The sequence below is a fragment of the Pedobacter frigiditerrae genome (assembly GCF_004331645.1).
Taxonomy (GTDB): Bacteria; Bacteroidota; Bacteroidia; order Sphingobacteriales; family Sphingobacteriaceae; genus Pedobacter; species Pedobacter frigiditerrae.
In genome coordinates, this window is sequence record NZ_SJSK01000001.1 from 1,398,761 (window position 1) to 1,421,774 (window position 23,014).

Consider the following 23,014-nt stretch of genomic DNA (forward strand, 5'->3'; position numbering starts at 1 on the left):
TTAATTCGCCCTCCAAACTCAAGTATCATTTATAACACAATCCCTCAAACCCTTGCATTTCTCTTTTAAACAATGGATTATTGCTTAACCAATTGTTGTCATGAAAAATCTTTTATCGTTAAGTTTTGCAACCTTGTTCTGTTTTTTAACACTAGGCTCGGTAGCGCAAACCAATCAACCAGTTACCATTACCGATGATGGCCTTATTTATACCATGTCTAATGGCTACCTAACTTTAAAGATTGATAAACGAACAGCCGATTTAATATCTGTAAAAACAGCTAATTCAGTTAGCCCCAACGTAGAATTGATGGGCTATGTTTCTGGGCATCATGCAGGTTATTGGGAGCAAAGCCCTGCATTGGCTGCACGAAGGCTTGCTGGTATTTCCATTGACCCTAAAGTAACCAATGGTCAACGGGGCGAAGTTTTTGTGAAAGGCTATTCAGATGGGAAATCTATACTGGGTAAAAACCCAACAGCAGCCGGACAAGCAGGTGGCCTCATTGCCGATCTAGAAATCCGTTATACGCTAGAGCGTGGCGCTAAAGGATTATATACCTATGCCATATTTACCCATCAAGATACTTACCCTGCGGGTTCCGTTGGCGAATCGAGGTTTGGTTTTAAACTGTCGGGTAAAGTGTTCGACTGGATGTCTATTGATGAAAAACGAAATGGTTTAATGCCTACAGGTAAAGATTGGGACGAAGGACAAGACTTGAACATGAAAGAAGCACGCAGATTAACCACTGGTGTTTTTAAAGGTAAGGCTGAACATAAATATGATTACTCGGCTAAACAATCTAAAATCCCCGCTTATGGGTGGGCATCAACAAAAGAAAAGGTAGGCGTTTATATCATTAACCCTTCCTTCGAATACCTTTCAAGTGGGCCAAACCATTTTGAACTAACCGGTCACTTGGATAATGGCGATGGAGCAGACCCAACCTTGCTTAATTATTGGAGAGGAACACATTATGGCGGTAGCGTACTTAACTTTAGTGATAAGGAATACTGGACCAAGGTTGTTGGGCCAATGTTTATCTACGTGCCTACAGGATTAGAACCTAATGCCATGTTTGCGGATGCCAAAAAGCATGCAAAACTAGAGCAGGCACAATGGCCATATGTCTGGGTAAAAGGAGTAGATTATCCGCTTGCCAGTGAACGAGCAGTAGTAAAAGGCAAAATGAAATTGGTAGATCAACAAGCTGTTAAAGGTAAATTTTCCAACTTATTAGTAGGATTGTCATTTCCAGATGAAGCAGAAAAAGTTCGTCCACCGCGTACTCCACAAGCAGATTCTGCAGCAATGGCACAAATGAGGTTAGCACAGCAACAAAGAACAACTCAACAACAGCCAGCACCGAAAAGAGATACTTTGGCAAATGGAAAACCTGCTAATCGTGGTACTTATCTTCCGCCTAACCAATCAGCATTTCGTCCTGGTAACGCTTATCAACCTGCCATCAATTGGCAAAATGATGCCAAACATTATGAGTTTTGGACAGAAGCTTCAGAAGATGGTACATTTAGTATTCCAAATGTTCGTCCGGGTATTTACCAATTGCATGCAGTTGCCGATGGTGTTTTAGGTGCTTATGATGCAACTGCTAATGTAACGATTAAAGCAGGAGAGAAACTCGACTTAGGAACCATAGAATGGAAACCTGTTCGGTATGGTAAGCAGATTTTTGAAATTGGTATTCCTAATCGCTCAGCAAAAGAATTCTTTAAAGGAGATGATCACTGGCATTGGGGAATGTATATTGAATATGCCAAGCTTTACCCCAATGATGTAGATTTTACGGTCGGCAAATCTGATCCCGCTAAAGATTGGTATATCTATCACGTACCACATGATATAGATTTTAAACCAGACGGTCGTGATCAAGGAAGAGCTACTCCCTGGAAAATTAATTTTACCATGGCTGCAAAAGACTTAAGCAAGGGCAATGCAACGCTTCGTTTTGGTATCGCTGGTTCAGGCGCACGTTCCTTGGGTATCAATGTGAATGGGATAGAGGTAGGTCCTTTTACCGATCTGAGTGGAGGTGGTGCCATCATGATTCGTGATGGTATTGAAGGCACTTGGGTAGAGAAGAAATTCGAATTTGATGCCGCATTGCTAAAAGAAGGCAAAAACACAATTACACTTACTGTGCCAGCAGGCAGTGTAACAAACGGATTGTGTTATGATGTGATTAGGTTAGAGGTAGGAAAGCCTTAATTAATTTTCGCACTGATTATGTTTTCTTTTATCTGCGTAATTCCTACAATCTGCAGGAAAAGATACCGTTAAGTTCCACCAGCTGATTTAGCAGATGGGGGCAGCTGTTTTTTTCTTTTATCTGCGTAATTCCCTTAATCTGCGGGAAAAGATACCGCTAAGTTCCACCCGCTGATTTGACAGATGATGCATATTCTATCCTATATTTCTAATCTGCGTAATTCCCATAATCTAGGAGGGAGATGAAGTGGTTAGAGCTCCAAGAAAAAAATAATTTCCTCAAAAGGAAACCCAATCATAATTATAAGTTTTTCTATATATTTAATCATAATTAACTCTAAAGAAATATATAAGACAATCATCCCCCTTATATCTTAATTAGTTTTTGCAACAAGCAACTATGATAGATAAACTAAAGGCATCTAAAAAACTGTACCTGCTCATTATCGTTATGACCACGGCAATTGTTGGCATAGGCTTATATGGGATTCTCGAGCTAAAGAAAATGCATAAGCGAACGCAAACGCTTTATGCGGATAGGGTATTTCCACTCCAGCAACTAACCCATACACAGTACAATTATACGGTTGGTATTTTAATGACCGCACAGCGGGTTAAAACAAAAGACATTTCTTATGCCGAAGGACTTGAATTGATTAACAAAGCAGAAAAATCTATTGCTGCAGATTGGTCTAGTTACATGACTACATTCCTCACCCCTCAAGAAAATAAGTTGGCAGTACAATCTTCTGCCTTAATTAAACAGTTAACAAAAACTATTCAGAAACTAAAAGAGGTATTAAAAAATGATGACCTACTTGATGATAGTACCTTTATAGATAATGAACTTTATCCTCAAATAAATGCAGTTAGCACTAAATTGAATAGACTAATTACTTTGCAAGTAAGGGTGGGTAGTGAAGTTTATACAAGTAGCAATAATGCTTATGATACTGCACTGTTAGAATCCATTTTTTTAATCTTCCTCTCCCTAGTGCTTGCCTTTGCCTTTTCTTATTATTTAATTAACAATGTTCGAGAATTAATAAAGAACCTTAAACAAAACAAAGAAAAGTACCAATCCTTATTGAGCCACGCCGGCGATCCCGTATTTCTTTTAAATAAAAGAGGTTATTTTATTGAAGTAAATAATAGCATGTGCCAATTGCTTGGTTATACGGAGAAAGAGTTGTTAAGTATGCATTTATCTCAACTCTTTTCGGCAGAAGATTTAGAAAAACAACCCTTACAACTCGATCTGCTAGAACAGAAAAGAACACTCTTGTTAGAGAAAAGATGGTTAAGAAAAGATGGTACAAGGGTAGCAGTTGAGATCAATACACGTGTTTTTGAAGGTATAGGTTATTTGGCTATCGCCAGAGATATTACAGCCCGTATTCAAACAGAAGAAGCTTTAAGGGAAAGTGAACGAAAGTACCGTAATATTTTCGAAAACGTTCAAGATGTATTTTATCAAACAAGTCTTGAAGGTATTCTTTTAGAGGTAAGTCCTTCCATTACCAAACACTTAGGTTATGCTCCAGAAGAAGTGATAGGGGAGCCAACTGCTAGTCTCTATTATAACCTTGAAGACAGAACAAATGCACTGGAAATGATTAGGACTGATGGAGAATTTGATGATTATGAGGTAACTTTTAAATCAAAATCTGGCGAGGATGTTTTTGTTTCTATGAATGCTCGTCTCATTTGCGATGCTGATGGAAAACCTAGCCACCTTGATGGCTCATTCCGCAACATTACCGAACGTAAGCGCATAGAGAACGAATTAGCAAAACATAAAGAACAGTTGGCCATATTCATTGAACATAGTCCTGCATCATTAGCTATGTTTGATACAGAGATGAGGTACATTGCCACCAGTAACAGGTGGAAGCATGAAAACAATGCATCTGAATATGACTTGGTGGGGAAAAGTCATTATGAGATTTTTCCAGATGTCCCTCAGCATTGGAGAGATGGCCATCAACGTTGTTTGCAAGGGGCAGTAGAAAAAAAGGAAGAAGATTCATTTGTTCACCCAGATGGTAAAATAGATTGGATAAGGTGGGAAACAAGGCCATGGTATAAAGCGTCTGGTAAAATTGGTGGTATCATCATGCTAACCGAGGTAATAACCGAACGTAAAAATGCAACCGAACTTTTTAAACAACAGTTTGAGAATTCGCCCGACATCATTTTGATCATTAATAGGGATTTCAAAATCGAATCGATCAATAGAGGATTCCCAGGTGGTAGAACCGTGGCAGAATTAATTGGATTAGATAGCATTTCAATTTTGCCTGAAGAAAGTAGAGAGATAGCCAGAGCCTCTGTTAAAGCTTGTTTAGAAACTGGTTTGCCTCAAGAATCAGAAAGTGCAATGAGTAATGGCAGTTTAGTTCGCTCAAGGTTTGTACCTATTGTTTTTCATGGTGAAATTTCACGGGTCATGGTTATTGCAACCGATATTACTGAACGTAGACAGGCAAAAGAGAAGCTTAAAAAGAGCGAAGAAAGACATAGGGCCCTAATCGAAAACATTAGCGATACCATTATTTTAATAAATGATAAAGTTGAGGTTATTTATCAAAGCCCTTCTTTTGGTAGAAGTGCAGGATTTACAAAAGAGGAATTAAAAGGTAAAACAATTTTAGATTTCATGTACCCAGCAGACGTGCAAAAATCTAAAGAGGATTTGCAAAAAGCAAAAGATTCGCCAGGCATTCCACAACATATACAATACCGAATTATTCATAAACTAGGACATTACATTTGGATTGAGGGTACCATGACTAACTTACTTCATAATGATAGCGTAAACGCTTACATCGTGATTTATAGAGATATTACCGAAAGAAAAATTGCCGAGCAAGAACGGACAAGTATGACTGCTGATATCATACAGCGAAACAAGGATTTGGAACAGTTTGCTTATATCATTTCGCATAATTTAAGGGCTCCCGTTGCAAATGTAATTGGTATTACCGACCTGTTACATTTACCTGGTTTAAGTGAGATAGAAAAAGAAGAAATGATGGAAGCACTTTCCTTGAATGTAACAAAGCTGGATAATGTAATCAAAGACCTTAATCATATTCTACAGGTTAAACGTGAGGTAAGTGAGAAAAAGGGCGTAGTTCAATTATCTAAATTGTTAAAAGATGTAGAGGCTAGTATCCTTAACATGATTACGCAAGAAAACGTCAGTATTACGAGCGATTTTTCTGCCATTGATCACCTCACTACACTGAAAAGCTACCTCTACAGTGTCTTTTTTAATTTGATAGCAAATAGCATTAAGTATAAAAGAGATGGCGTTAACCCACAAATAGAGGTAACTAGTGAACTGTCTGGTAATATGGTTACCCTAATATTTAGAGACAATGGACTTGGTATAGACCTTCAGAAATATGAAGATGAAATATTTGGTTTATACAAACGGTTTCACTTACATACCGAAGGAAAAGGAATTGGTTTGTTCATGGTAAAAACGCAGGTAGAAACACTAGGGGGTAAAATCTCCATCAAAAGCGAACCAAATAAAGGCTCAGAATTTATCATAGAATTTGAAACTGAAGAGAGCCAATTCCAACAATTAACCAATTAACCAGTTAACCAATTCCACAATTAACCAGTTAACCACTTCCGACAGTTAACCAATTCCACAACTAAACTCCTTGTCAATTGTTTGAATTTCGCAATTATCTGTTTGAACGGCGCTAACAAGGCAGGCTAAAATACCATCAACTTTGTGTTATAAAAAATGATAATGATGAACACAAGAAAAACATGGTTTATTACTGGAGCCTCTAAAGGATTAGGGCTTACCTTGGCTAAGAAATTATTAGCGCAAGGTTATAATGTAGCAGCAACATCGCGCACCATTGATGCTTTGAAAAAAGCGGTGGGTGCAGAAACTGCAAACTTTTTACCATTAGCAATGAACATTGTTGATGAAGTAGAGGTAGATAAGGCAATCAAACAAACCGTAACACATTTTGGTAGCATTGATGTAATTGTAAATAATGCAGGTTATGGACAAATGGGCGGTTTGGAAGAGTTAACCGATGCCGAAGCTAGAACTAATTTCGATGTAAATGTATTTGGTTCCCTAAACGTAATTCGCAAAGCATTACCTTATTTAAGAACCCAACAAAACGGACACATCTTTAATATTTCATCTATTGGTGGTTTCACTGGCGGATTTCCTGCTTTTGGCGTTTATTGCGCAAGTAAATTTGCTGTGCATGGCTTAACAGAATCTTTATACCACGAAGTAAAACCGTTTGGGATTAACGTGAGCTTGGTAATGCCTGGTTATTTCCGTACTAACTTTTTAGAAGGCGATTCCATTGCGAAACCACAAAATGAAATTGCAGCTTATCAAAATGTGAGAGACGTACAAAATGCACACGTAAATGAGATCAATAACAACCAGCAAGGTGATCCAGAAAAAGCTGCTGATGTAATGATTGAAGTTGCAAATCAAGCTGATCCTGCCTTGCATTTGTTTTTAGGGGCTGATGCTTATCAAGCTGCACTAAACAAAATAGAATTGGTGCAAAAAGACATGGAAATCTTTAGAACATTAGGTACTACTACCGGATTTGATAACTAACTTTTGCTAGGACTAAATCTGTTTGAAAACTCAATTCGTTACAAAGGATTGAGTTTTTGCTGTAACAGATATCCTTTAAATGTTTTAAATTTACAATATGGAGCCATTAGAAACCCTCGAAGATTTTTATGAAAGGAAATTCGATTTAAAATTCGAAGGCATTAATGCCGACTTAGGGCATTTCAATGTTTTTAGATTAGAAGATTGCAATGCACCTGGTCGGCCACCTGTACAATATAGTCGCCGAGATTTTTATAAAGTTGCCTTAATGAGAGGTAGACACCTTTACCATTATGGCGACAAAACTTTAGAAGTTAATGGCAGTACCTTGATGTTTTTTAATCCAGAAGTGCCTTATACTTTCGAGCCTTTAACCGAAGATGCGACAGGTTATTTCTGTATTTTTAAGGATGCTTTTTTTACAGAATATATTCGGGGAAGCTTAAAAAACCTTCCAATGTATTCGCCCAATGGCAAACCAGCGTATTTATTAAATGAACAACAAGATGAAGCGTTTGCTTTAATCTTCCTTAAAATGATTGATGAACTGCAATCTGATTATGCTTTTAAGTTTGATTTGATTCGCAATTACATCATGGAGGTAATTCATGGTGCCATGAAATTGCAGCCTTCAGAAACTTTATATAAACACCCTGATGCCAACTCCCGTATCACGGCAGTTTTTACCGAACTTTTAGAAAGGCAATTTCCAATTGAATCTCGTTCACAACAGTTTAACATGCGTTCGGCAAAAGACTTTGCAGACAAGTTAAACGTACACCCCAATCATTTAAACAGGGCAATTAAAACAGCTACTGGCAAAACCACTACTACTCATATTAGCGAAAGATTGATTACTGAAGCCATAGCCTTGTTAAAACATACCAACTGGAACATCTCAGAAATTAGTTATACACTTGGTTTTGAAGAACCTGCACACTTTAATAATTTCTTTAAAAAACAAACTAGTCAAACACCCAAGGCTTACAGGATATAATTTTAAGTGCACAGTTGAAATGTGTCAATGATCCAAGGTTTTGTTCAAACACCAGCGGATCTTATGAGCCTACCTTTACATGGTAAATAAAAACAATTATTATCATGTCAAAAACAATCATAATTACTGGAGCTTCACGCGGTTTCGGTAAAATCTGGGCAAAAGCCCTTTTAAAACGCGGCGACAAAGTTGCTGCCACTGCAAGAAATATAGCGCATTTAAACGACCTTGTTGAAGAGTTTGGAGATGCTGTTTTTCCTATTCAACTAGATGTTAATGATAGGGCTGCTTGTTTTGCTGCGGTAAACCAAGCGAAGGAACATTTTGGTCATATAGATGGATTAATTAATAATGCTGGTTTTGGTCTGTTTGGTGCTATAGAAGAAACAACAGAGGATCAAGCAAGGGCACAAATGGAAACCAATTTCTTTGGCGTACTTTGGGTTACGCAAGCCATTCTTCCAATATTTAGGGAACAACAAAGTGGACACATTATACAAGTTTCAAGTTTCTTGGGTTTGGTAACTTTACCTGTTTTAGGACTTTATAATGCTTCAAAATATGCAGTAAACGGATTAACGGAAACTTTAGCTGCTGAAGTTGCAGGGTTTGGTATCAAAGTAAGTTTAATAGAACCTAATGGCTTTTCTACAGACTGGTCTGGTGCTTCAGCTTTTCAAACCGAGCCTAATGAAGTTTATGCACCAATTAAAAAAGCTTTTGCAGAAGGTGCCACACCCGATACTTGGGGTAATCCTGAAGCAACAACACCTGCAGTATTGGCTTTAATTGATAGCGAAAACCCTCCATTACATTTTTTATTGGGTAAAATAGCTTACCCAGGTGTTAAACAGGTTTATGCAGATCGCCTAGCACAGTTTGAAGAGTGGAAAGAAGTGTCGGCAAATGCTCACGGTCACTAAAAAATCATTTAAATAGCTTAAATCACAGTCTATACAGTCAATTGTGTAGATTGTGATGATTTCAAAAAAGGGCGATGAAACATTATAAAAGCTTGGCAGAATTACATCAGGAAAACGGATTTCCTGCGCCAGAAAATCCTTTGTTCAGTATTTTCCAATGCAATCATGCCTGCTCCATGATAGAAAGGGAATTTACTAGCGATTTCTATATGATTGGGGTGAAAAAATTAATCTCAGGAGTAATTAAATACGGACGCACAAAATATGATCACGAAAGTGGCTCGATGATGTTTGTAAAACCAAGGCAGATCATTGAAATGAAAGACCTTCATTTAGAAGAAGATGGTTTTTTAATTTTCGTTCATGAGGATTTTTTAAACGGACATATCTTGCATGAGGAAATCAGAAAATATCATTATTTCGATTATGAAACCAATGAAGCTTTGCATCTTTCGCCTAATGAAGAGAAAACCATCTGGGAGTTATATCATAAGATTGAAAGCGAGTACAACAATAATCAGGATGAGTATAGCAGGGAGATCATGCTAGCAAATTTAGATACCATGCTTAAATATGCGCAGCGTTTTTATAAAAGACAATTCATTAATAGATTTGAGCTTTCTAGCAAAACAATAACAAAGTTCATCAAAGAATTAGATCATTACATGGCTAGTGGCTTGTTAGATAGTAAAGGTTTACCATCCGTGCATTACATGGCCGATAAATTGAATATCTCTCCAGGTTATTTATCTGATACGTTAAAACAAGAAAGCGGTAAAACCGCTTTAGAACATATTCATATCTATTTAATAGCAGAAGCAAAAAACCGATTGATTGGAGAAACGCAATCAGTGTCCGAAATTGCTTATGCCTTAGGCTTCGAGAACTTATCTTATTTCTCCAGATTATTTAAAAGAGAAGTTGGCGTAAGTCCCATTGGCTTTAAAAAACAAATGTTAAATTAAGGCAACATTTATTGTAATAAGCAAAGGAGGCTAGCAAAATAACTTTATAGTTGCAGTCTCTTTTTTCTTTAATCTTTTAGCTTAAAAACGTATATTTACTTAACAAGTCTAATAGGGGCAAATCTGCCAAAAATAACTTCAATCTTAATGCTTTACAGCGACCTTATCGCGACATTACGGCGACCTTACCGCGACTTGCGTTCTAGTCTGCTTCGTGACAAGTTCGAGAAGAGTTCGAGAAGAATTCGTGAAAGGTTCGGCTACGCATCTAGTTTTGTTGCAAATTGTAGGCCCAAGTTTCCACATCGTTGGCGAAGAAATGTCGAACCTGATACGAACCCGATACGATGCTGGTGATAAACTGATACGAAGGAGAGCCGAATGATGAGTGAAGAAAGAGCCTATTTCACTGTTACATAACTCACGGCAGTTTGCGTACAAACTTTAGCTTCGCATTCTTGCATGCGAGACATGTTCAAAACCGTTTCCCTGGTTTCAGAAACAATATTATCCCATGATTGTGATGAACCAAAAACACTCAGCGATTTATCTAGGGATTTTAAGAAATTAAATAAGAAAAACCCTCCATATTCCAGGTTGCACCTTGCAATTTCGCCAATAGATGCCGCTGAGGCCACTACGACGCCACTTTGTCTTAGAAACAAGTTTTCGCAATTAGATTTACTCCATTGAATATTTGAGCGCATGGTACTGGCATTCGGCTTGCCAAACATTTTTGGTTCATCTAAAATTGTATTGCAGCAATCTGTTAAGATGAGTTTTAAATGTGCAGGCTGTGTTTTTAGTTTGCTGTAAACCTCTGTTACATTTACGGTATTAGTTGCTGCATCTTGTTTAGGGCTTAATCTCATATCCATTTGAGGGTAGGGGTTTTGCAGATCGTTCTCAAAATGATAGCCGTGTCCAGTATAACAAAAAACAATGATATCACTATTTTTAGAGGTGACATTGTTTACCGCATTCATCAAATTTGTTTTATTAAACTCTACACCCTTCACCTCTGTGTATACAAAGTTTAAATTTAAGGCTACAGCAATATCCTTAAATGTTTTTTTAACACGGTCTATGTCTAACTGACAGGTAACTCCAATTCTTGCATCTAGTGTATTCGCAACCATGATTAACTTTAGGCTAGCCCCTGTTGTAGTTTGAGTTGTGCCAGTAGTGTTAGGTTTATTAGGAGTGGTATTAGGTTTTGTTGGGGATGTATTTGGCTTGTTCGAAGTTAATATGGCCGTTGGCTTTTTAAAAAGATTGATGTAAAATGCTTCATCAGTTCTAAAGAAAGAATGCACATAAGATTCTGAGAGCTCACTGGTGTTTAATATTTTTACGCTAATAATGGTACCTTGGGTAACACTTCCATCGGCATCTGGCGAAGTAACGCCCCAAGGTTTATAATCTTTTTGAGAAGGCAGTTTGCAAAACCAAATATAATCTGGGTTGTAGGCTTCTGTTTCTTCATCGCTACCTAATATAAACGATGGATTTTTACCTACAAATCGTAGGGCATCATACAATACACCATTAATTTCTCGTTTACTTTCTTCTTCAACAAAATCCATGTTTACCACACGGTATTGCTTTTTGGTATTGTAATATTTAACCCTTATAAAACCTGTTTTATTATCATATCTCACCATAAAAGCGGTATATTCAGTAGCATCTTGAAATTTGTACTTAATTTCATAAATAGTATTGGCAGATCCGATTAATACACAGAACAGAAGAGCTATAGATAAAATAAAGGCTTTCATGATAGGAGCGATTTATGGGTTAGATATCTGAACTAAAGTAGAGGTTTTTACCTACGCTAAAAATACCCAATTGTGGGTATAATTAGATTGTCAGTCTGAGCTTGTCGAAGACTCATGGAATCAACCATTGATCTTTTGTTGGTGATAACACCAACCCGAGGTTGAATGGACTTTTGTCATTCAGGGCGAAGCGAAGAATCTAACTCTTGGAGTTCTACTTGTCAGATTCCTCCGAAGTCGTTCCCGATAACTATCGGGAGACAAATTAATTTAAACTATCCTTCTTTCAATCAAAATTTTACGTAAGCCACTAGTGTTAATTGCTATTAAAAATTATATTTGTTAAGCTGATTAACAATAACTTGTTTACCTGCTTATTCCTTCTGTTAACGCCCAATTCTTAACCCTTATGATTAAAAAAGTTTATTGTTTAGCTGCTGCCGGATTATTGATCAGCTCAGCACTTCAAGCGCAAACCTCACCAACTCCCGTTAGAACACAAACCGCCGCGCCGGCTACAAGTATAGCCTCTTTTACTAAAGACTTTAAAAAGTTTGAGGGATATTTTAATTTCTATTATGATGAAAAATCAGGGAAGATATTTTTAGAGGTTAGCAAATTTGACCAAGAGTTTTTATACTTCAGTTCCTTAACAGACGGGGCAGGCAGAAATGCAGAAAGAGGAGGTGCATCAACCAGTGTTACCAAATTTATTAAAGTTGGACCAAAGGTTTTTTTATTAGAACCTAATACTGCTTATCGTGCTGGAAGTGGCAATGCCGATGAAATTAAAACCGTAGAAGGCTCGTTTGCTAAATCTGTAATTTGGGGTTTTGTTCCCGTTGCCACAGAAGATGGAAAAGTATTGATAGATTTTACACCATTTATGATTCGCGATAGTCAGAATATTGGGGCAAGCATTGGTGCTCCAGCAACTTCTGGTGGCGCTGGAGGTAGAGGGGCTGCAGTAGCTGCTGGCGTTTACCGGATTGATGAAACCAGATCGGCGGTATATCTACCAAATACCAAAAACTTCCCTAAAAACGCTGAATTTGAAGCCATGCTTACTTTTACAGGTGGTGCACCTAGCGGAAGAGGAAATATTGCGCCTGATCCAAATGCGGTTACGGTAAGAATGCACCAATCATTTGTAGAATTACCAGATAATAATTTTAAACAACGCAAATTCGACCCTCGTTCAAGTTTCTTTCAATTTAGTTATACTGATTTTTCAGCGCCAATGTCTGAACCTTTGGTTAAGCGTTTTACAGTTAGACATCGTTTAGAGAAAAAAGACCCTAATGCCAAAGTAAGTGAAGCCGTTAAGCCGATAATTTACTATATAGATAGAGGAGCACCTGCGCCAATAAAAAAGGCATTAATTGAGGGTGGTGCATTTTGGAACCAAGCATTTGAAGCTGCGGGTTTTAAGGATGCATTTCAGGTTAAGGAATTGCCAGAAGGAGCAGACCCAATGGATATTCGTTATAACGTAGTCAACTGGATTACTCGTGCAGGCAGTCCGAGAGCTTTTTCTTATGGTTCTTCTTATACTGATCCTCGCACTGGCGAAATCATTAAAGGTGTGGTTACTTTGGGTTCAGATCGTCATCGCCAAGATTACATGATTGCCGAAGGTTTGTTACAGCCTTATGTGGATGGTAAGCCTGTTACCAAGGAAATGGAAGAAATGGCATTGGCTAGAATCAGACAGTTATCTGCTCATGAGATTGGCCATACGTTAGGTCTGAACCACAATTTTGCGGCTAGTCCGAAAGAAAGGGCTTCTGTAATGGATTACCCTTTTCCACGAATTAAGCAAAAAGCAGACGGCAGCATAGATTTATCTGATGCTTATGCAAAAGGAATAGGTAGCTGGGATAAAAGAGCGATCATGTGGGGTTATTCTGTTTTTCCTACAGGTGTGGATGAAAGTAAAGCTTTAGATGGAATTATGAATGAAACCTTGAAACAAGGGTTTCAGTACATTCCAGATATTGGTGGTTATACACACCCTGCTGCTAACCAGTGGGAAGATGGGGTTAATCCGATTGAGGAATTGAACAGGTTAATGAAAATTCGCCGACAAGTGTTAGATAATTTTTCTGAAAAAGCAATTGTACAAAATGCTCCACTGGCTACTTTAGAAGAGGTTTTAGTGCCAATATATTTATTGCATCGTTATGAAATTGAAGCGGTTGCCAAATCTATTGGTGGCTTATATTTTACTCACGCAGTTAAAAACGATGGTCAAGTGCCAACAAAAATGGTAGATCCTGCACAACAATGGAGTGCCTTTGAAGCATTGATGGCAACTGTTAGTCCAGATGCTTTGGCGTTGCCGGATGGATTGATTGCAAAAATACCTCCTCGTCCAACTGGTTATCCGAGTTCTACAGAATTGTTTAGCGGTTATACCGGGCCAACGTTCGACCCAATTGCCACTGCAGAAACTGCAGCAAATGAAACGATAAGTTCTCTTTTAAATCCTGAACGAGCTGCACGATTAATTGAATACAATGCTCGTGATGAAAAACAACCAGGTTTAATGGCGGTTATTGATGCACTGGTAGAAAAAACTTGGAAAGCTACACCAGTAACAGGCTATAAAGGCGAATTGCAAAGGTTAGTGAATAATTTAACCTTAAAATACTTATTGCAATTAGCGGCAAATACCAATGCTGCAGAAAGTGTGAGGGGAGAGGCTTTGTTGAAGATTGAAGAATTGAAAACTTGGATGACTAGCGCAGTTGCAAAAGCTGCTCCAAAACAAAAAGCAGGGATATTGTTTGCGCTTTCTCAAATGAAAGAGTTTGAAGAAACACCAAGTAAATTTCAACCAGCACCTGCACAGGTTATGCCTCCTGGTGCACCTATTGGGATGGGTGGAATTGATTTTATAGATGATTGGAAATAAGGACTAACCACATAGAGACATAGAGAACATAGGTTGTTCCTATCGGTTGGTGTCTCACCAACCAAAAAAAGAAGTTTGTCATCCAGAACTTGTGCCGATTTTACATCGGTAGCGCAGCGAAGGGTCTATTTAATCGAACATTTCTTAATAGATTCCTCCTCCAACGGAGTCCCTTTGGGATAAAGTCGGAATGACAATACGCTTTAAACGAAAGTAATTTGTCGCATTTAAGCCCATAAATTGTCTTAAAATGGCTCCTCTATTGTTAGTAAATGAAGCTAATTTAGGCAACAATAAAAAATAGAATCGATGAGAAAAATAATTTCATTTATGCACATATCGCTTGATGGTTTTGTAGCAGGACCGAATGGAGAAATGAATTGGATTAAAGTTGATGAAGAAATTTTTGACCATGGCGCTAAACGCATAGGCGAAGGCGACACAGCATTGTATGGACGAGTAACTTACCAGATGATGGAAGATTACTGGCCAACTGCGGCAGACAAACCTGATGCAAGTAAGCACGATATTGAACATTCAAAGTGGTATGCTAATGTTCACAAAGTCGTTTTGTCGAAAACAATGAAGAATGATGATTTGGCAAATACTACAGTGATTAGTGATGATCTTTTCGATGGCATAAATAAAGTAAAACAAGGTGAAGGTGCAGATATTTTGCTTTTTGGTAGCCCGACAGCAACACACTCACTTATGCAACAAGACTTGATTGACGGCTATTGGTTGTTCGTTAATCCAATTATTTTGGGGGAAGGTATTCCTTTGTTTGTAAATGTTAAAGACAAAATAAAATTAAAATTATTGAACACGAAACAATTTACTTCAGGGGTAACTGAACTGAATTATATTGTAGATAAATAATAACAATAGACCGAAATGCGAACAATTTTCTTTTTAGCTTTATTGATGATTGTATCAACAACATCAGTTATTGCACAACAAAATAATCAATCGGTAAAGATGAAAACTACAGGTTATGCGCCAGTTAATGGCATCAAAATGTATTATGAAACTTATGGTGAAGGCGAAATCCCATTAGTCTTGATACATGGTGGAGGCTCTACAATTGAAACTTCATTTTCGAATATTATTCCTTTTTTGGCCAAATACAGGAAGGTGATAGCAGTAGAATTACAAGCACATGGCAGAACAAGTGATAGAAATGCACCTGAATCTTTTGCTCAAGATGCTGATGATGTAGCAGCTTTGGTAAAACACTTAAAAATAGAGAAAGCAAACTTTTTTGGCTTTAGCAATGGTGGTTCTACCACTTTGCAAATTGCAATTAGGCATCCAAGATTGGTAAATAAAATAATAGCGCTGTCTGCAGCTAGTAAAAGAGACGGATTGATAGCTGGCTTTTTTGAGGGAATGAAAGGTGTAACCCTTGAACAAATGCCAATGCCGCTGCAAGAAGCTTACCTAAAAGTGGCTCCAAATAAGGACGGACTAAAAGTGATGTTCGAAAAAGATAGAGATCGAATGATTAATTTTCAGGATTGGAACGACGAAGATCTTCAATCTATTAAAGCACCTACGTTATTAATTGTGTCTCAAAATGACGTAATTACCATTGACCATACCCTAAAAATGTCTCAGCTAATAACCGAAGCTAAACTAATTGTTTTACCAGGTGTTCACGGTTCTTGTATTGGTGAAGTTTGCACGGTAGAAAAGGGAAGTAAAATGCCAGAAATTACAGCTGCTTTGGTGGATGAGTTTTTGAAGGCTAAGTAATTGTCATCCGGAGCGTAGTCGAAGGATTTATATGCTGTCTTCGCTCATGCTGACATTCTAATTATTAATTTAAACTAATCACTTAAATTATTTAGATTTAAATATCTAATTATTAGCCAATGGAACTCATTTTCTTGTTTTTAATTCTGCCAATTGGCATTGCTTTAACAGCTTCTTATTTTATCGCTTTGTTTACCCGGAATAAATTAAGGAAAACAGCAAACAAAAATGTTAAGGTCATTAGTGTAATTACATTTATTGGTAGCTTTTTGATTATTGTAATATCAATTTATGCTTTAATTGCCTATAATATCGAGATTAGCAGGTAATTTTGTTTTCTTTCTACTAATTAACCATTCGGCGAATAATAAATTGGGTACAAAACCCATCCAAGAAATAATCATGTATAAATGTAATGGGTCAATTTCTACAAGACTGGCAATTAAAGGTTTCCACAAACGTAAAGTAACAGCAGAAAGTGTAAGGGCATAACTTCTAATCATGAAGTTTTTGTGCGCCCTAACATTTCCTTTTTTAATTTCGGCCACTGCCTTATAAGTAAACCATAACCACAAACAATCTAAAATTATAAAAGCAATTTTTGATGGCATTTGTCCATTGGCATATATCGCCATGATAAAAGCAGGAATAAAATTGATAAAAATGTCATACACATAAATCTTACCCATTGTGCGGTGAAGTTTTCTGTGCTCTTTTAGAATATGATTTGAGAACTGTGTAAAGCCGGCAATTAACGCAAATGCGACTGTAAACACATGGGCATAAAAAGCAATTTTCCAAGGGAGTATATTGAGGTATTCTTTTTTGAATTTTAAAAAGCCAATATCATCACGAATAGGAAAATAAATCACAATTCCTCTAAGCATTAAGAATGTAACCACACTTAATGTTAAATAAACAATGATGTTTTTGAAGATGTATTTTACAGTTTCCAGCGGGTAAATTTTAAAATGTCTATCAGTTCCTTAAGCTAAAGTATCAAAAAAATATGCTGTCTTAATTTATTGATGTGCTGTTAGGGCATCAATAAGCCCGTTACTTCAATTTTATTTAATTTTTTTTCTTGCGAATTAAACGTATCGACCAAAATTTGCCAGATTAGTCACGGCAATGTTACAGCTACTTTTTTATTGTTTTCTCTTGCGGATTAAGCGTATCAATATTATCATAAAGTATTAATTATGAGTATGTTATGAATAAAAAACATTTTGTTTTACCATCAATTTAAAATAGTTTTACCACACATAATTTATTCTAACCAAATATAAACATGAGAAAAAAAGTTACCCTACTTGTTAGTATGGTCCTTACCGCCTTTACATTTTGTTTTGCACAGGATGTGGTTGTAAAAGGTAGTATCAAGGACAAAGACGGAGCTCCATTACCAGGAGTTTCTGTAAATGTTAAAAATTCTAAAATTGCAGTTTCGGCTAATGGAGATGGAGCTTATGCAATTGGTGTTGCGCCAAGCTCAACTTTGGTGTTTACCATGTTGGGATATATTACCCAAGAGATTCCAGTTAACAACAAAACTTCTATTGATGTTGTATTGTTAGAATCAGTTAGTCAATTAACAGATGTGGTGGTTATTGGTTATGGAACAGCTCAAAAGAAAGACATTACTGGAGCAGTTTCAAGTGTCAAGGCCACACAGTTAGAAAATGAAAATCCACAAAGTGTTGCTGATATTTTAAAAGGCAACATTCCGGGCTTAAGCGTAGGTATGAATACTAGTGCTAAAGGCGGTGGCGATTTATTGGTAAGAGGAAAAACAACCTTAACGGCAAGTACATCGCCATTAATTGTTTTGGATGGTATAATTTACATCGGACAGCTTTCAGATATCAACCCGAATGATATTGAAACCATAGATGTACTAAAAGATGCAAGTTCGCTGGCAGTTTACGGTTCTAAGGCGGCAACTGGAGTAGTTGCCATTACTACCAAAAGAGGTAAATCAAGTACGCCAACTATTAACTTCAATAGCAATTTTGGTATTGCTACGCTTTCAAAAGATCAGCCAGTTTATGATGGTCCTGGGTTTTTGGCTTGGCGTGGAGATGTTTTGAGAAGTGCAGGAACTAGTCCTGCTTATATTTATAACGATCCAGATAATTTGCCTGCTGGTGTTACTATGACCCAATGGCTTAATGGACAAACAACTACCAATCCAAAAGACCTTTGGTTAACCAGGTTAGGTTTGCTTACCAACGAGAAAAACAACTACTTTGCTGGTAAAACAATAGATTGGTATGATTTATTATTCCGCACAGGACAGCGCCAAGACCATACCTTAAGTATGTCTGGAAGAAAAGATGAGATCAATTATTACATGTCTCTTGGTTATTTAAAAAATGAAAACCTAATTGAGGGGGGAGAATTTAGCACGGTAAGAACTAGGGTGAATTTAGATGCAAAAGCTGCAAAATTTTTAAATGTTGGCATCAATTTTCAATATGCAGATCGAGATGAAGGTGCAATAGAAGCAGATTGGGGCCAATTAACAAGTTTATCTCCTTATGGGGATTATTATAATGCAGACGGTACGCTAAGAAGAATTCCAACTGATGATAATGGTCTAAACGCAAGAAACCCATTCTTAAATCCAACTTATAACAGTAGGATGGTACGTTTGAATACCTTATTTGGAAGTATTTACGCAAAAGCTGCTTTGCCATTCGGTATCACTTACCAATTAAATTTTAGTCCGGGAATAGACATGTACCGTACTTTTAATGCATCATCGTCATTAAATCCAAATGTTACAACCCCTGGAGGTGCTGCAACAAGAGCGCAAGAAACCAGATACAATTGGCAAGTTGATAATTTGTTAAAATGGAATAAAACAATTGGCAAAATCCACAACTTTGATGTTACTTTTTTAGTAAATGGAGAAAAATACCAGTCTTGGTACACCTTATCAGGAAACGAAGGCTTTATTCCTAGTGATGTTCTGGGTTACCATAATTTAGGTAGCGGCGTTAAGGCAACAGTTAGTAGTGATGATCAGGCTTACAAAGGGGATGCTTTAATGGGCAGGATAAATTACTCGTTAATGAACCGTTATAACTTTTCATTTACCTTACGTCGTGACGGTTTCTCTGGCTTTGGAGCTGCAAATAAAAGAGCAACATTTCCATCAGCGGCTGTAGCTTGGACTTTTACCGAAGAGAGTTTCTTAAAGGATATCAAATGGCTTAATTATGGTAAGTTAAGAGTTTCTTACGGTGAAAATGGAAATAGAGTTGTAGATCAGTATTCAAGTTTATCTAGCGAAGACCTTGTTAAGTATCAATCAGTAAATGCCAGTGGAGTACCAGCAGAAGTAAATGGTATAATTGGTGGGACTAGAATCGGTAATCCAGAACTTAAATGGGAAAAAACAAAATCCCTAAACATAGGATTAGATTTTGGGATCATCAATAATAGGATCAATGGTGCTTTAGAGTATTATGATAAAAAGACATCTGACTTATTGATTAGCCAAACATTATCAAGTGTATCAGGTGCTAGTAATGTAATTTCTAATATTGGAGCAGTTAATAACAAAGGTGTGGAGTTTTCTGTGAGCAGTAAAAACATCACCTCTGGTAATTTTCAATGGAGTTCTAACGTCATATTTTCCCTAAATAGGAATAAAATCATTCGCCTTGCTACACCTAATAACGATCTTGGTAATGGCTGGTTTATTGGAAAAGATATTGATGTAATTTGGGATTATAAGATTTTAGGTGTTTGGCAAACTAATGAAGTTGCTGAAGCCAACAAATTTAATAAAGGTATAAAACCAGGCGATTACAAGTTACAAGACGTGGATGGCAACTATGTTTATAACGACTCTGATAAGCAGTTTTTAGGATATCGCAACCCTAGATTTACTTGGGCAGTTCGCAATGAGTTTAACATCTATAAAAGCTTTGATCTATCATTTCAATTAATCTCCAACTGGGGTCAAAAAGCACAGGATAACCAAGGTATTAACCAGCCAGGCAGTGTGGGCTTTGGACGAACCAGTTCTTATGTTGTGCCTTACTGGACAGTAGATAACCCAACAAATGAGTACGCTCGTTTAAGTTCTGGCTTAAGTGGAACTAGTTTTAATGTGTACAGGAAAAGTTCATTTATCAGGTTAAATACTGTGGCATTGTCTTATTCATTACCAAAAGATTTAATTGGCAAAGTAAGATTACAAAGTGCTAAAGTATATTTCAATATCAATAACGCAGCACTTTATGCGCCAGATTGGAATACATGGGACCCTCAAAATAATGGTCCAACACCAAGGTATTATACACTAGGACTAAATATTTCATTATAGAATTTATAGATATGAAAATTTTAAATAAAAAGTTAATCTTAGCACTAGTCGTTTTAATGACGGCGGCTAATAGTTGTAAGAAAGCTGATCTTGAGTCAGAGTTTCTTTCGAAATTTGAACCGGAAGTAGCTTTAAGTAATGTTGCGGGAATGAAAGCTGCATTAGCAGGATTAGGTTTAAATGCAAGGCAAGAGTTTTTTGGAGATATGGCTCCGATAGTTACAGAATCTATTTTCTCTGATGTTGCTGTAGATGGTACAACAGATAAAAGTACCCAAGCGCAAGACATGGATACAAGGGTAACGCCAGATGCAGAACTAAATAATCCAGATTTTAATAGGATAGGTTTCTATTGGATTGAAGGTTTTAAAGGTATTAGATATGCTAATACAATTATTATTAACATCAATAAGGTGACCTTTAAAAATGATGCAGAGAAAAACTCAATATTGGGTTCAGCATTATTTTATCGTGCTTATTACTATTATCGTTTAGTTCACCAATTTGGTGATGTTCCTTTGATTTTAGAAGAATTAACGGCTCCAAAACTTGATTACTATTCTACAAAGCGCGATGTAATCCTAAAAAAAATGAAATCAGACTTGTTGTTTGCAGAAACTTGGGTTTTAGATGGGGTTGATAGAGGAGAGGTAACCAAAGGTGCTGTTAGTCATTTATTAACGAAGGTTAATTTGGCTTTAGGAGATTTTGATGATGCCATAACCTCTGCCAATAACGTAATTAATGGAGGTAAATACGCGTTAATGAAAACTCGTTTTGGAAGTACTGCCGCCGATGCAACAAAAAATGTGATTTGGGATTTGCATAGAATGGATAACAAGGCAATCGCAGCCAATAAAGAAACTTTATTTTTAGCAATTGATAGAGAAACGCTTGCCGGAGCAACGGCAAATGGTTCTCAGGTTATGCGTAACTGTGTGCCTGCTTGGCATTTTGCAAATTTAAGAACACCATCAGGCTTAAACCCTGCAATTGTTGATGGGGTTACAGTAGAAATTCCATTGACGTTAATGTATGGTAGAGGAATTGGTAGGTATCGCGGAACGCCATATAGCACGAAATACATCTGGACAGATAATACAGATTATCGCCATGCATCAGGAATGTGGGTAAATATGACTGATTTGGTATATAACAACCCTGCATTAAAGAACTCTACCAATCCAACAGAAAAAGCATTATACGGTAAACCATTGGTAGATGCTACACCTTCAAACCTGAACAATATGTTTTTGAATAAAGGTTTAGATACCATTCGTCACTTTTTTGGCTGGCCTCACTACAAAACCTTTATTAACTCTACAAATGCTTTGGCTGTAGATAAATATTGGTCGCCACCAAGAGGTACAAATACCGATTGGTACATCTTCAGGTTGGCAGAAACCTACCTGTTAAGAGCAGAGGCTTACTACTGGAAAAATAATCTTGCTTTGGCAATGGCCGATTTAAATCAGGTTAGATCAAGAGCAAATGCTGCATTAATCACCGATCCGTCTACAATTACCATTGGTACAATTTTAGATGAAAGAGCAAGAGAATTATATTATGAAGAACCTCGTAAAACCGAGCTAACTCGTATAGCTTACATTTTTGCTCAAACAGGTAAAGCTGCTTATAATGGCAAAAGCTATACGATGGCTGCATTTTCAGATAACAACTTCTTTTATGATAGAATCATGGAAAAAAATGATTTCTACAAAAATAAAGTGCCTACGGTTTCTGGAGTTAATTTCAAAATTTCTCCATACCATGTGTTATGGCCAGTTCCGGGTGCAGCACAAAGATTTAATACGCAAGGTCGTATCAATCAAAATAAAGGATACACTGGGTATGAAAATAACGTTCCAGCATTAGATAAAATACCTTAATACTTTTGGTATGGTTGTTAAAACCAAGAGAGGCAGTTCGTAAAAAGATTGCCTCTTTTTTGCTTTGGGAGAATGTTTCTAAATTAAAAACAGATGCTATAATGCAATTTGATTGACCTAGTTTTGCTTTAAATATTTAATGATGTCGAAAACAAAACTTACAATTAATAATAACGGTTCAGTTAAAATAGAAGGAGATTTCGAAATTGTAGATAGAAGTGGTAACGCTTATGGTTTACAAGGAAGAACGGTGCTTTCAATTTGTCGCTGCGGCTTGTCGAGTAATAAACCTTTTTGTGATGGTTCACATAATGGGCATTTTGAACATGAAGCAGTAGCTTTTGATCTGCCTCCTAAAAAAGTTTAATTTACTCTATGTCAAAAAGCATCAATCTCAATCTGGTTGATGCTTTTGCTTTTAATAGACTCATTATTGATCGATTACACAAACTTGGTACCAAGTAATGGATTATATGCTCGCTAAATAACCCTTTATGGGCATCATCCTGTTTTGCCTCACTAACGAATTTACCTGCTATTATGATCAAGATCATTTGCACTTTAGGAAGGATATAATCGCGGTGAAACACTCCTTCGATA

General features: G+C 37.0%; 15 protein-coding genes. 13 read left to right on the forward strand and 2 right to left on the reverse strand.

Annotated elements, in window-relative coordinates; translation table 11 throughout:
* Nucleotides 1-100: 100 nt before the first annotated feature.
* From EZ428_RS05965 to EZ428_RS05990, 6 genes are all read left to right on the forward strand, one after another.
* The gene (locus EZ428_RS05965; protein ID WP_131552180.1) at nt 101-2,233 is read left to right on the forward strand and encodes a polysaccharide lyase family protein; all 2,133 of its coding nucleotides are present in this window, start codon (nt 101-103) and stop codon (nt 2,231-2,233) included.
* A gap of 400 nt (nt 2,234-2,633) precedes the next feature.
* Nucleotides 2,634-5,840 carry a PAS domain S-box protein gene (locus EZ428_RS05970; RefSeq protein ID WP_131552181.1) on the forward strand — a complete coding sequence of 1,069 codons (3,207 nt, stop codon included), beginning with the start codon at nt 2,634-2,636 and terminating at the stop codon, nt 5,838-5,840.
* 162 nt (nt 5,841-6,002) lie between these two features.
* A complete protein-coding gene (locus tag EZ428_RS05975) occupies nt 6,003-6,851 on the forward strand; it encodes an SDR family oxidoreductase (RefSeq protein ID WP_225871003.1) in 849 nt (282 codons plus the stop codon).
* Between the two features lie 97 nt (nt 6,852-6,948).
* Nucleotides 6,949-7,848, forward strand: coding sequence for a helix-turn-helix domain-containing protein (locus EZ428_RS05980; RefSeq protein WP_131552182.1), 900 nt, complete (start codon nt 6,949-6,951; stop codon nt 7,846-7,848).
* Between the two features lie 104 nt (nt 7,849-7,952).
* The gene (locus EZ428_RS05985; RefSeq protein ID WP_131552183.1) at nt 7,953-8,771 is read left to right on the forward strand and encodes an SDR family NAD(P)-dependent oxidoreductase; all 819 of its coding nucleotides are present in this window, start codon (nt 7,953-7,955) and stop codon (nt 8,769-8,771) included.
* 74 nt (nt 8,772-8,845) lie between these two features.
* Nucleotides 8,846-9,736: a helix-turn-helix domain-containing protein gene (locus tag EZ428_RS05990; RefSeq protein WP_131552184.1), complete on the forward strand. Its 891-nt coding sequence runs from the start codon at nt 8,846-8,848 to the stop codon at nt 9,734-9,736.
* Nucleotides 9,737-10,137: 401 nt separating this feature from the next.
* On the opposite strand, the gene EZ428_RS05995 is transcribed toward EZ428_RS05990, so the two are convergent.
* Nucleotides 10,138-11,514 carry a caspase family protein gene (locus EZ428_RS05995; RefSeq protein WP_131552185.1) on the reverse strand — a complete coding sequence of 459 codons (1,377 nt, stop codon included), beginning with the start codon at nt 11,512-11,514 and terminating at the stop codon, nt 10,138-10,140.
* A gap of 409 nt (nt 11,515-11,923) precedes the next feature.
* Between EZ428_RS05995 and EZ428_RS06000 the strand changes: the two genes are divergently transcribed.
* From EZ428_RS06000 to EZ428_RS06015, 4 genes are all read left to right on the forward strand, one after another.
* Nucleotides 11,924-14,431: a zinc-dependent metalloprotease gene (locus EZ428_RS06000; protein ID WP_131552186.1), complete on the forward strand. Its 2,508-nt coding sequence runs from the start codon at nt 11,924-11,926 to the stop codon at nt 14,429-14,431.
* A gap of 309 nt (nt 14,432-14,740) precedes the next feature.
* Entirely contained in the window at nt 14,741-15,310 is a 570-nt protein-coding gene (locus tag EZ428_RS06005; RefSeq protein WP_131552187.1) for a dihydrofolate reductase family protein, read from the forward strand.
* A gap of 15 nt (nt 15,311-15,325) precedes the next feature.
* Entirely contained in the window at nt 15,326-16,186 is an 861-nt protein-coding gene (locus EZ428_RS06010) for an alpha/beta fold hydrolase (protein ID WP_165501713.1), read from the forward strand.
* A 119-nt stretch (nt 16,187-16,305) separates the two neighbouring features.
* The gene (locus EZ428_RS06015) at nt 16,306-16,515 is read left to right on the forward strand and encodes a hypothetical protein (protein WP_131552188.1); all 210 of its coding nucleotides are present in this window, start codon (nt 16,306-16,308) and stop codon (nt 16,513-16,515) included.
* Here the strand turns inward: EZ428_RS06015 and EZ428_RS06020 are convergent.
* Nucleotides 16,483-17,088 (reverse strand): DUF2306 domain-containing protein, encoded by a 606-nt coding sequence (locus tag EZ428_RS06020; RefSeq protein ID WP_205945609.1) that lies wholly within the window; start codon nt 17,086-17,088, stop codon nt 16,483-16,485. The two genes, EZ428_RS06015 and EZ428_RS06020, sit on opposite strands and share 33 nt — an antisense overlap.
* Before the next feature lie 389 nt (nt 17,089-17,477).
* Between EZ428_RS06020 and EZ428_RS06025 the strand changes: the two genes are divergently transcribed.
* From EZ428_RS06025 to EZ428_RS06035, 3 genes are all read left to right on the forward strand, one after another.
* Nucleotides 17,478-20,525: a SusC/RagA family TonB-linked outer membrane protein gene (locus EZ428_RS06025; RefSeq protein ID WP_131552189.1), complete on the forward strand. Its 3,048-nt coding sequence runs from the start codon at nt 17,478-17,480 to the stop codon at nt 20,523-20,525.
* An 11-nt stretch (nt 20,526-20,536) separates the two neighbouring features.
* On the forward strand, nt 20,537-22,414 hold the full coding sequence (locus EZ428_RS06030) for a RagB/SusD family nutrient uptake outer membrane protein (RefSeq protein WP_165501714.1): 1,878 nt from the start codon (nt 20,537-20,539) through the stop codon (nt 22,412-22,414).
* Nucleotides 22,415-22,556: 142 nt separating this feature from the next.
* Nucleotides 22,557-22,781: a CDGSH iron-sulfur domain-containing protein gene (locus tag EZ428_RS06035; protein ID WP_131552474.1), complete on the forward strand. Its 225-nt coding sequence runs from the start codon at nt 22,557-22,559 to the stop codon at nt 22,779-22,781.
* The last annotated feature ends 233 nt before the right edge of the window (nt 22,782-23,014 follow it).

What these genes read in the sequence shown, in the direction of transcription:
- EZ428_RS05965 (WP_131552180.1), top strand. Translation starts at nt 101, where the DNA reads ATGAAAAATCTTTTATCGTTAAGTTTTGCAACCTTGTTCTGTTTTTTA.
- EZ428_RS05970 (WP_131552181.1), top strand. Translation starts at nt 2,634, where the DNA reads ATGATAGATAAACTAAAGGCATCTAAAAAACTGTACCTGCTCATTATC.
- EZ428_RS05975 (WP_225871003.1), top strand. Translation starts at nt 6,003, where the DNA reads ATGATGAACACAAGAAAAACATGGTTTATTACTGGAGCCTCTAAAGGA.
- EZ428_RS05980 (WP_131552182.1), top strand. Translation starts at nt 6,949, where the DNA reads ATGGAGCCATTAGAAACCCTCGAAGATTTTTATGAAAGGAAATTCGAT.
- EZ428_RS05985 (WP_131552183.1), top strand. Translation starts at nt 7,953, where the DNA reads ATGTCAAAAACAATCATAATTACTGGAGCTTCACGCGGTTTCGGTAAA.
- EZ428_RS05990 (WP_131552184.1), top strand. Translation starts at nt 8,846, where the DNA reads ATGAAACATTATAAAAGCTTGGCAGAATTACATCAGGAAAACGGATTT.
- EZ428_RS05995 (WP_131552185.1), bottom strand. Translation starts at nt 11,514, where the DNA reads ATGAAAGCCTTTATTTTATCTATAGCTCTTCTGTTCTGTGTATTAATC.
- EZ428_RS06000 (WP_131552186.1), top strand. Translation starts at nt 11,924, where the DNA reads ATGATTAAAAAAGTTTATTGTTTAGCTGCTGCCGGATTATTGATCAGC.
- EZ428_RS06005 (WP_131552187.1), top strand. Translation starts at nt 14,741, where the DNA reads ATGAGAAAAATAATTTCATTTATGCACATATCGCTTGATGGTTTTGTA.
- EZ428_RS06010 (WP_165501713.1), top strand. Translation starts at nt 15,326, where the DNA reads ATGCGAACAATTTTCTTTTTAGCTTTATTGATGATTGTATCAACAACA.
- EZ428_RS06015 (WP_131552188.1), top strand. Translation starts at nt 16,306, where the DNA reads ATGGAACTCATTTTCTTGTTTTTAATTCTGCCAATTGGCATTGCTTTA.
- EZ428_RS06025 (WP_131552189.1), top strand. Translation starts at nt 17,478, where the DNA reads ATGAGAAAAAAAGTTACCCTACTTGTTAGTATGGTCCTTACCGCCTTT.
- EZ428_RS06030 (WP_165501714.1), top strand. Translation starts at nt 20,537, where the DNA reads ATGAAAATTTTAAATAAAAAGTTAATCTTAGCACTAGTCGTTTTAATG.
- EZ428_RS06035 (WP_131552474.1), top strand. Translation starts at nt 22,557, where the DNA reads ATGTCGAAAACAAAACTTACAATTAATAATAACGGTTCAGTTAAAATA.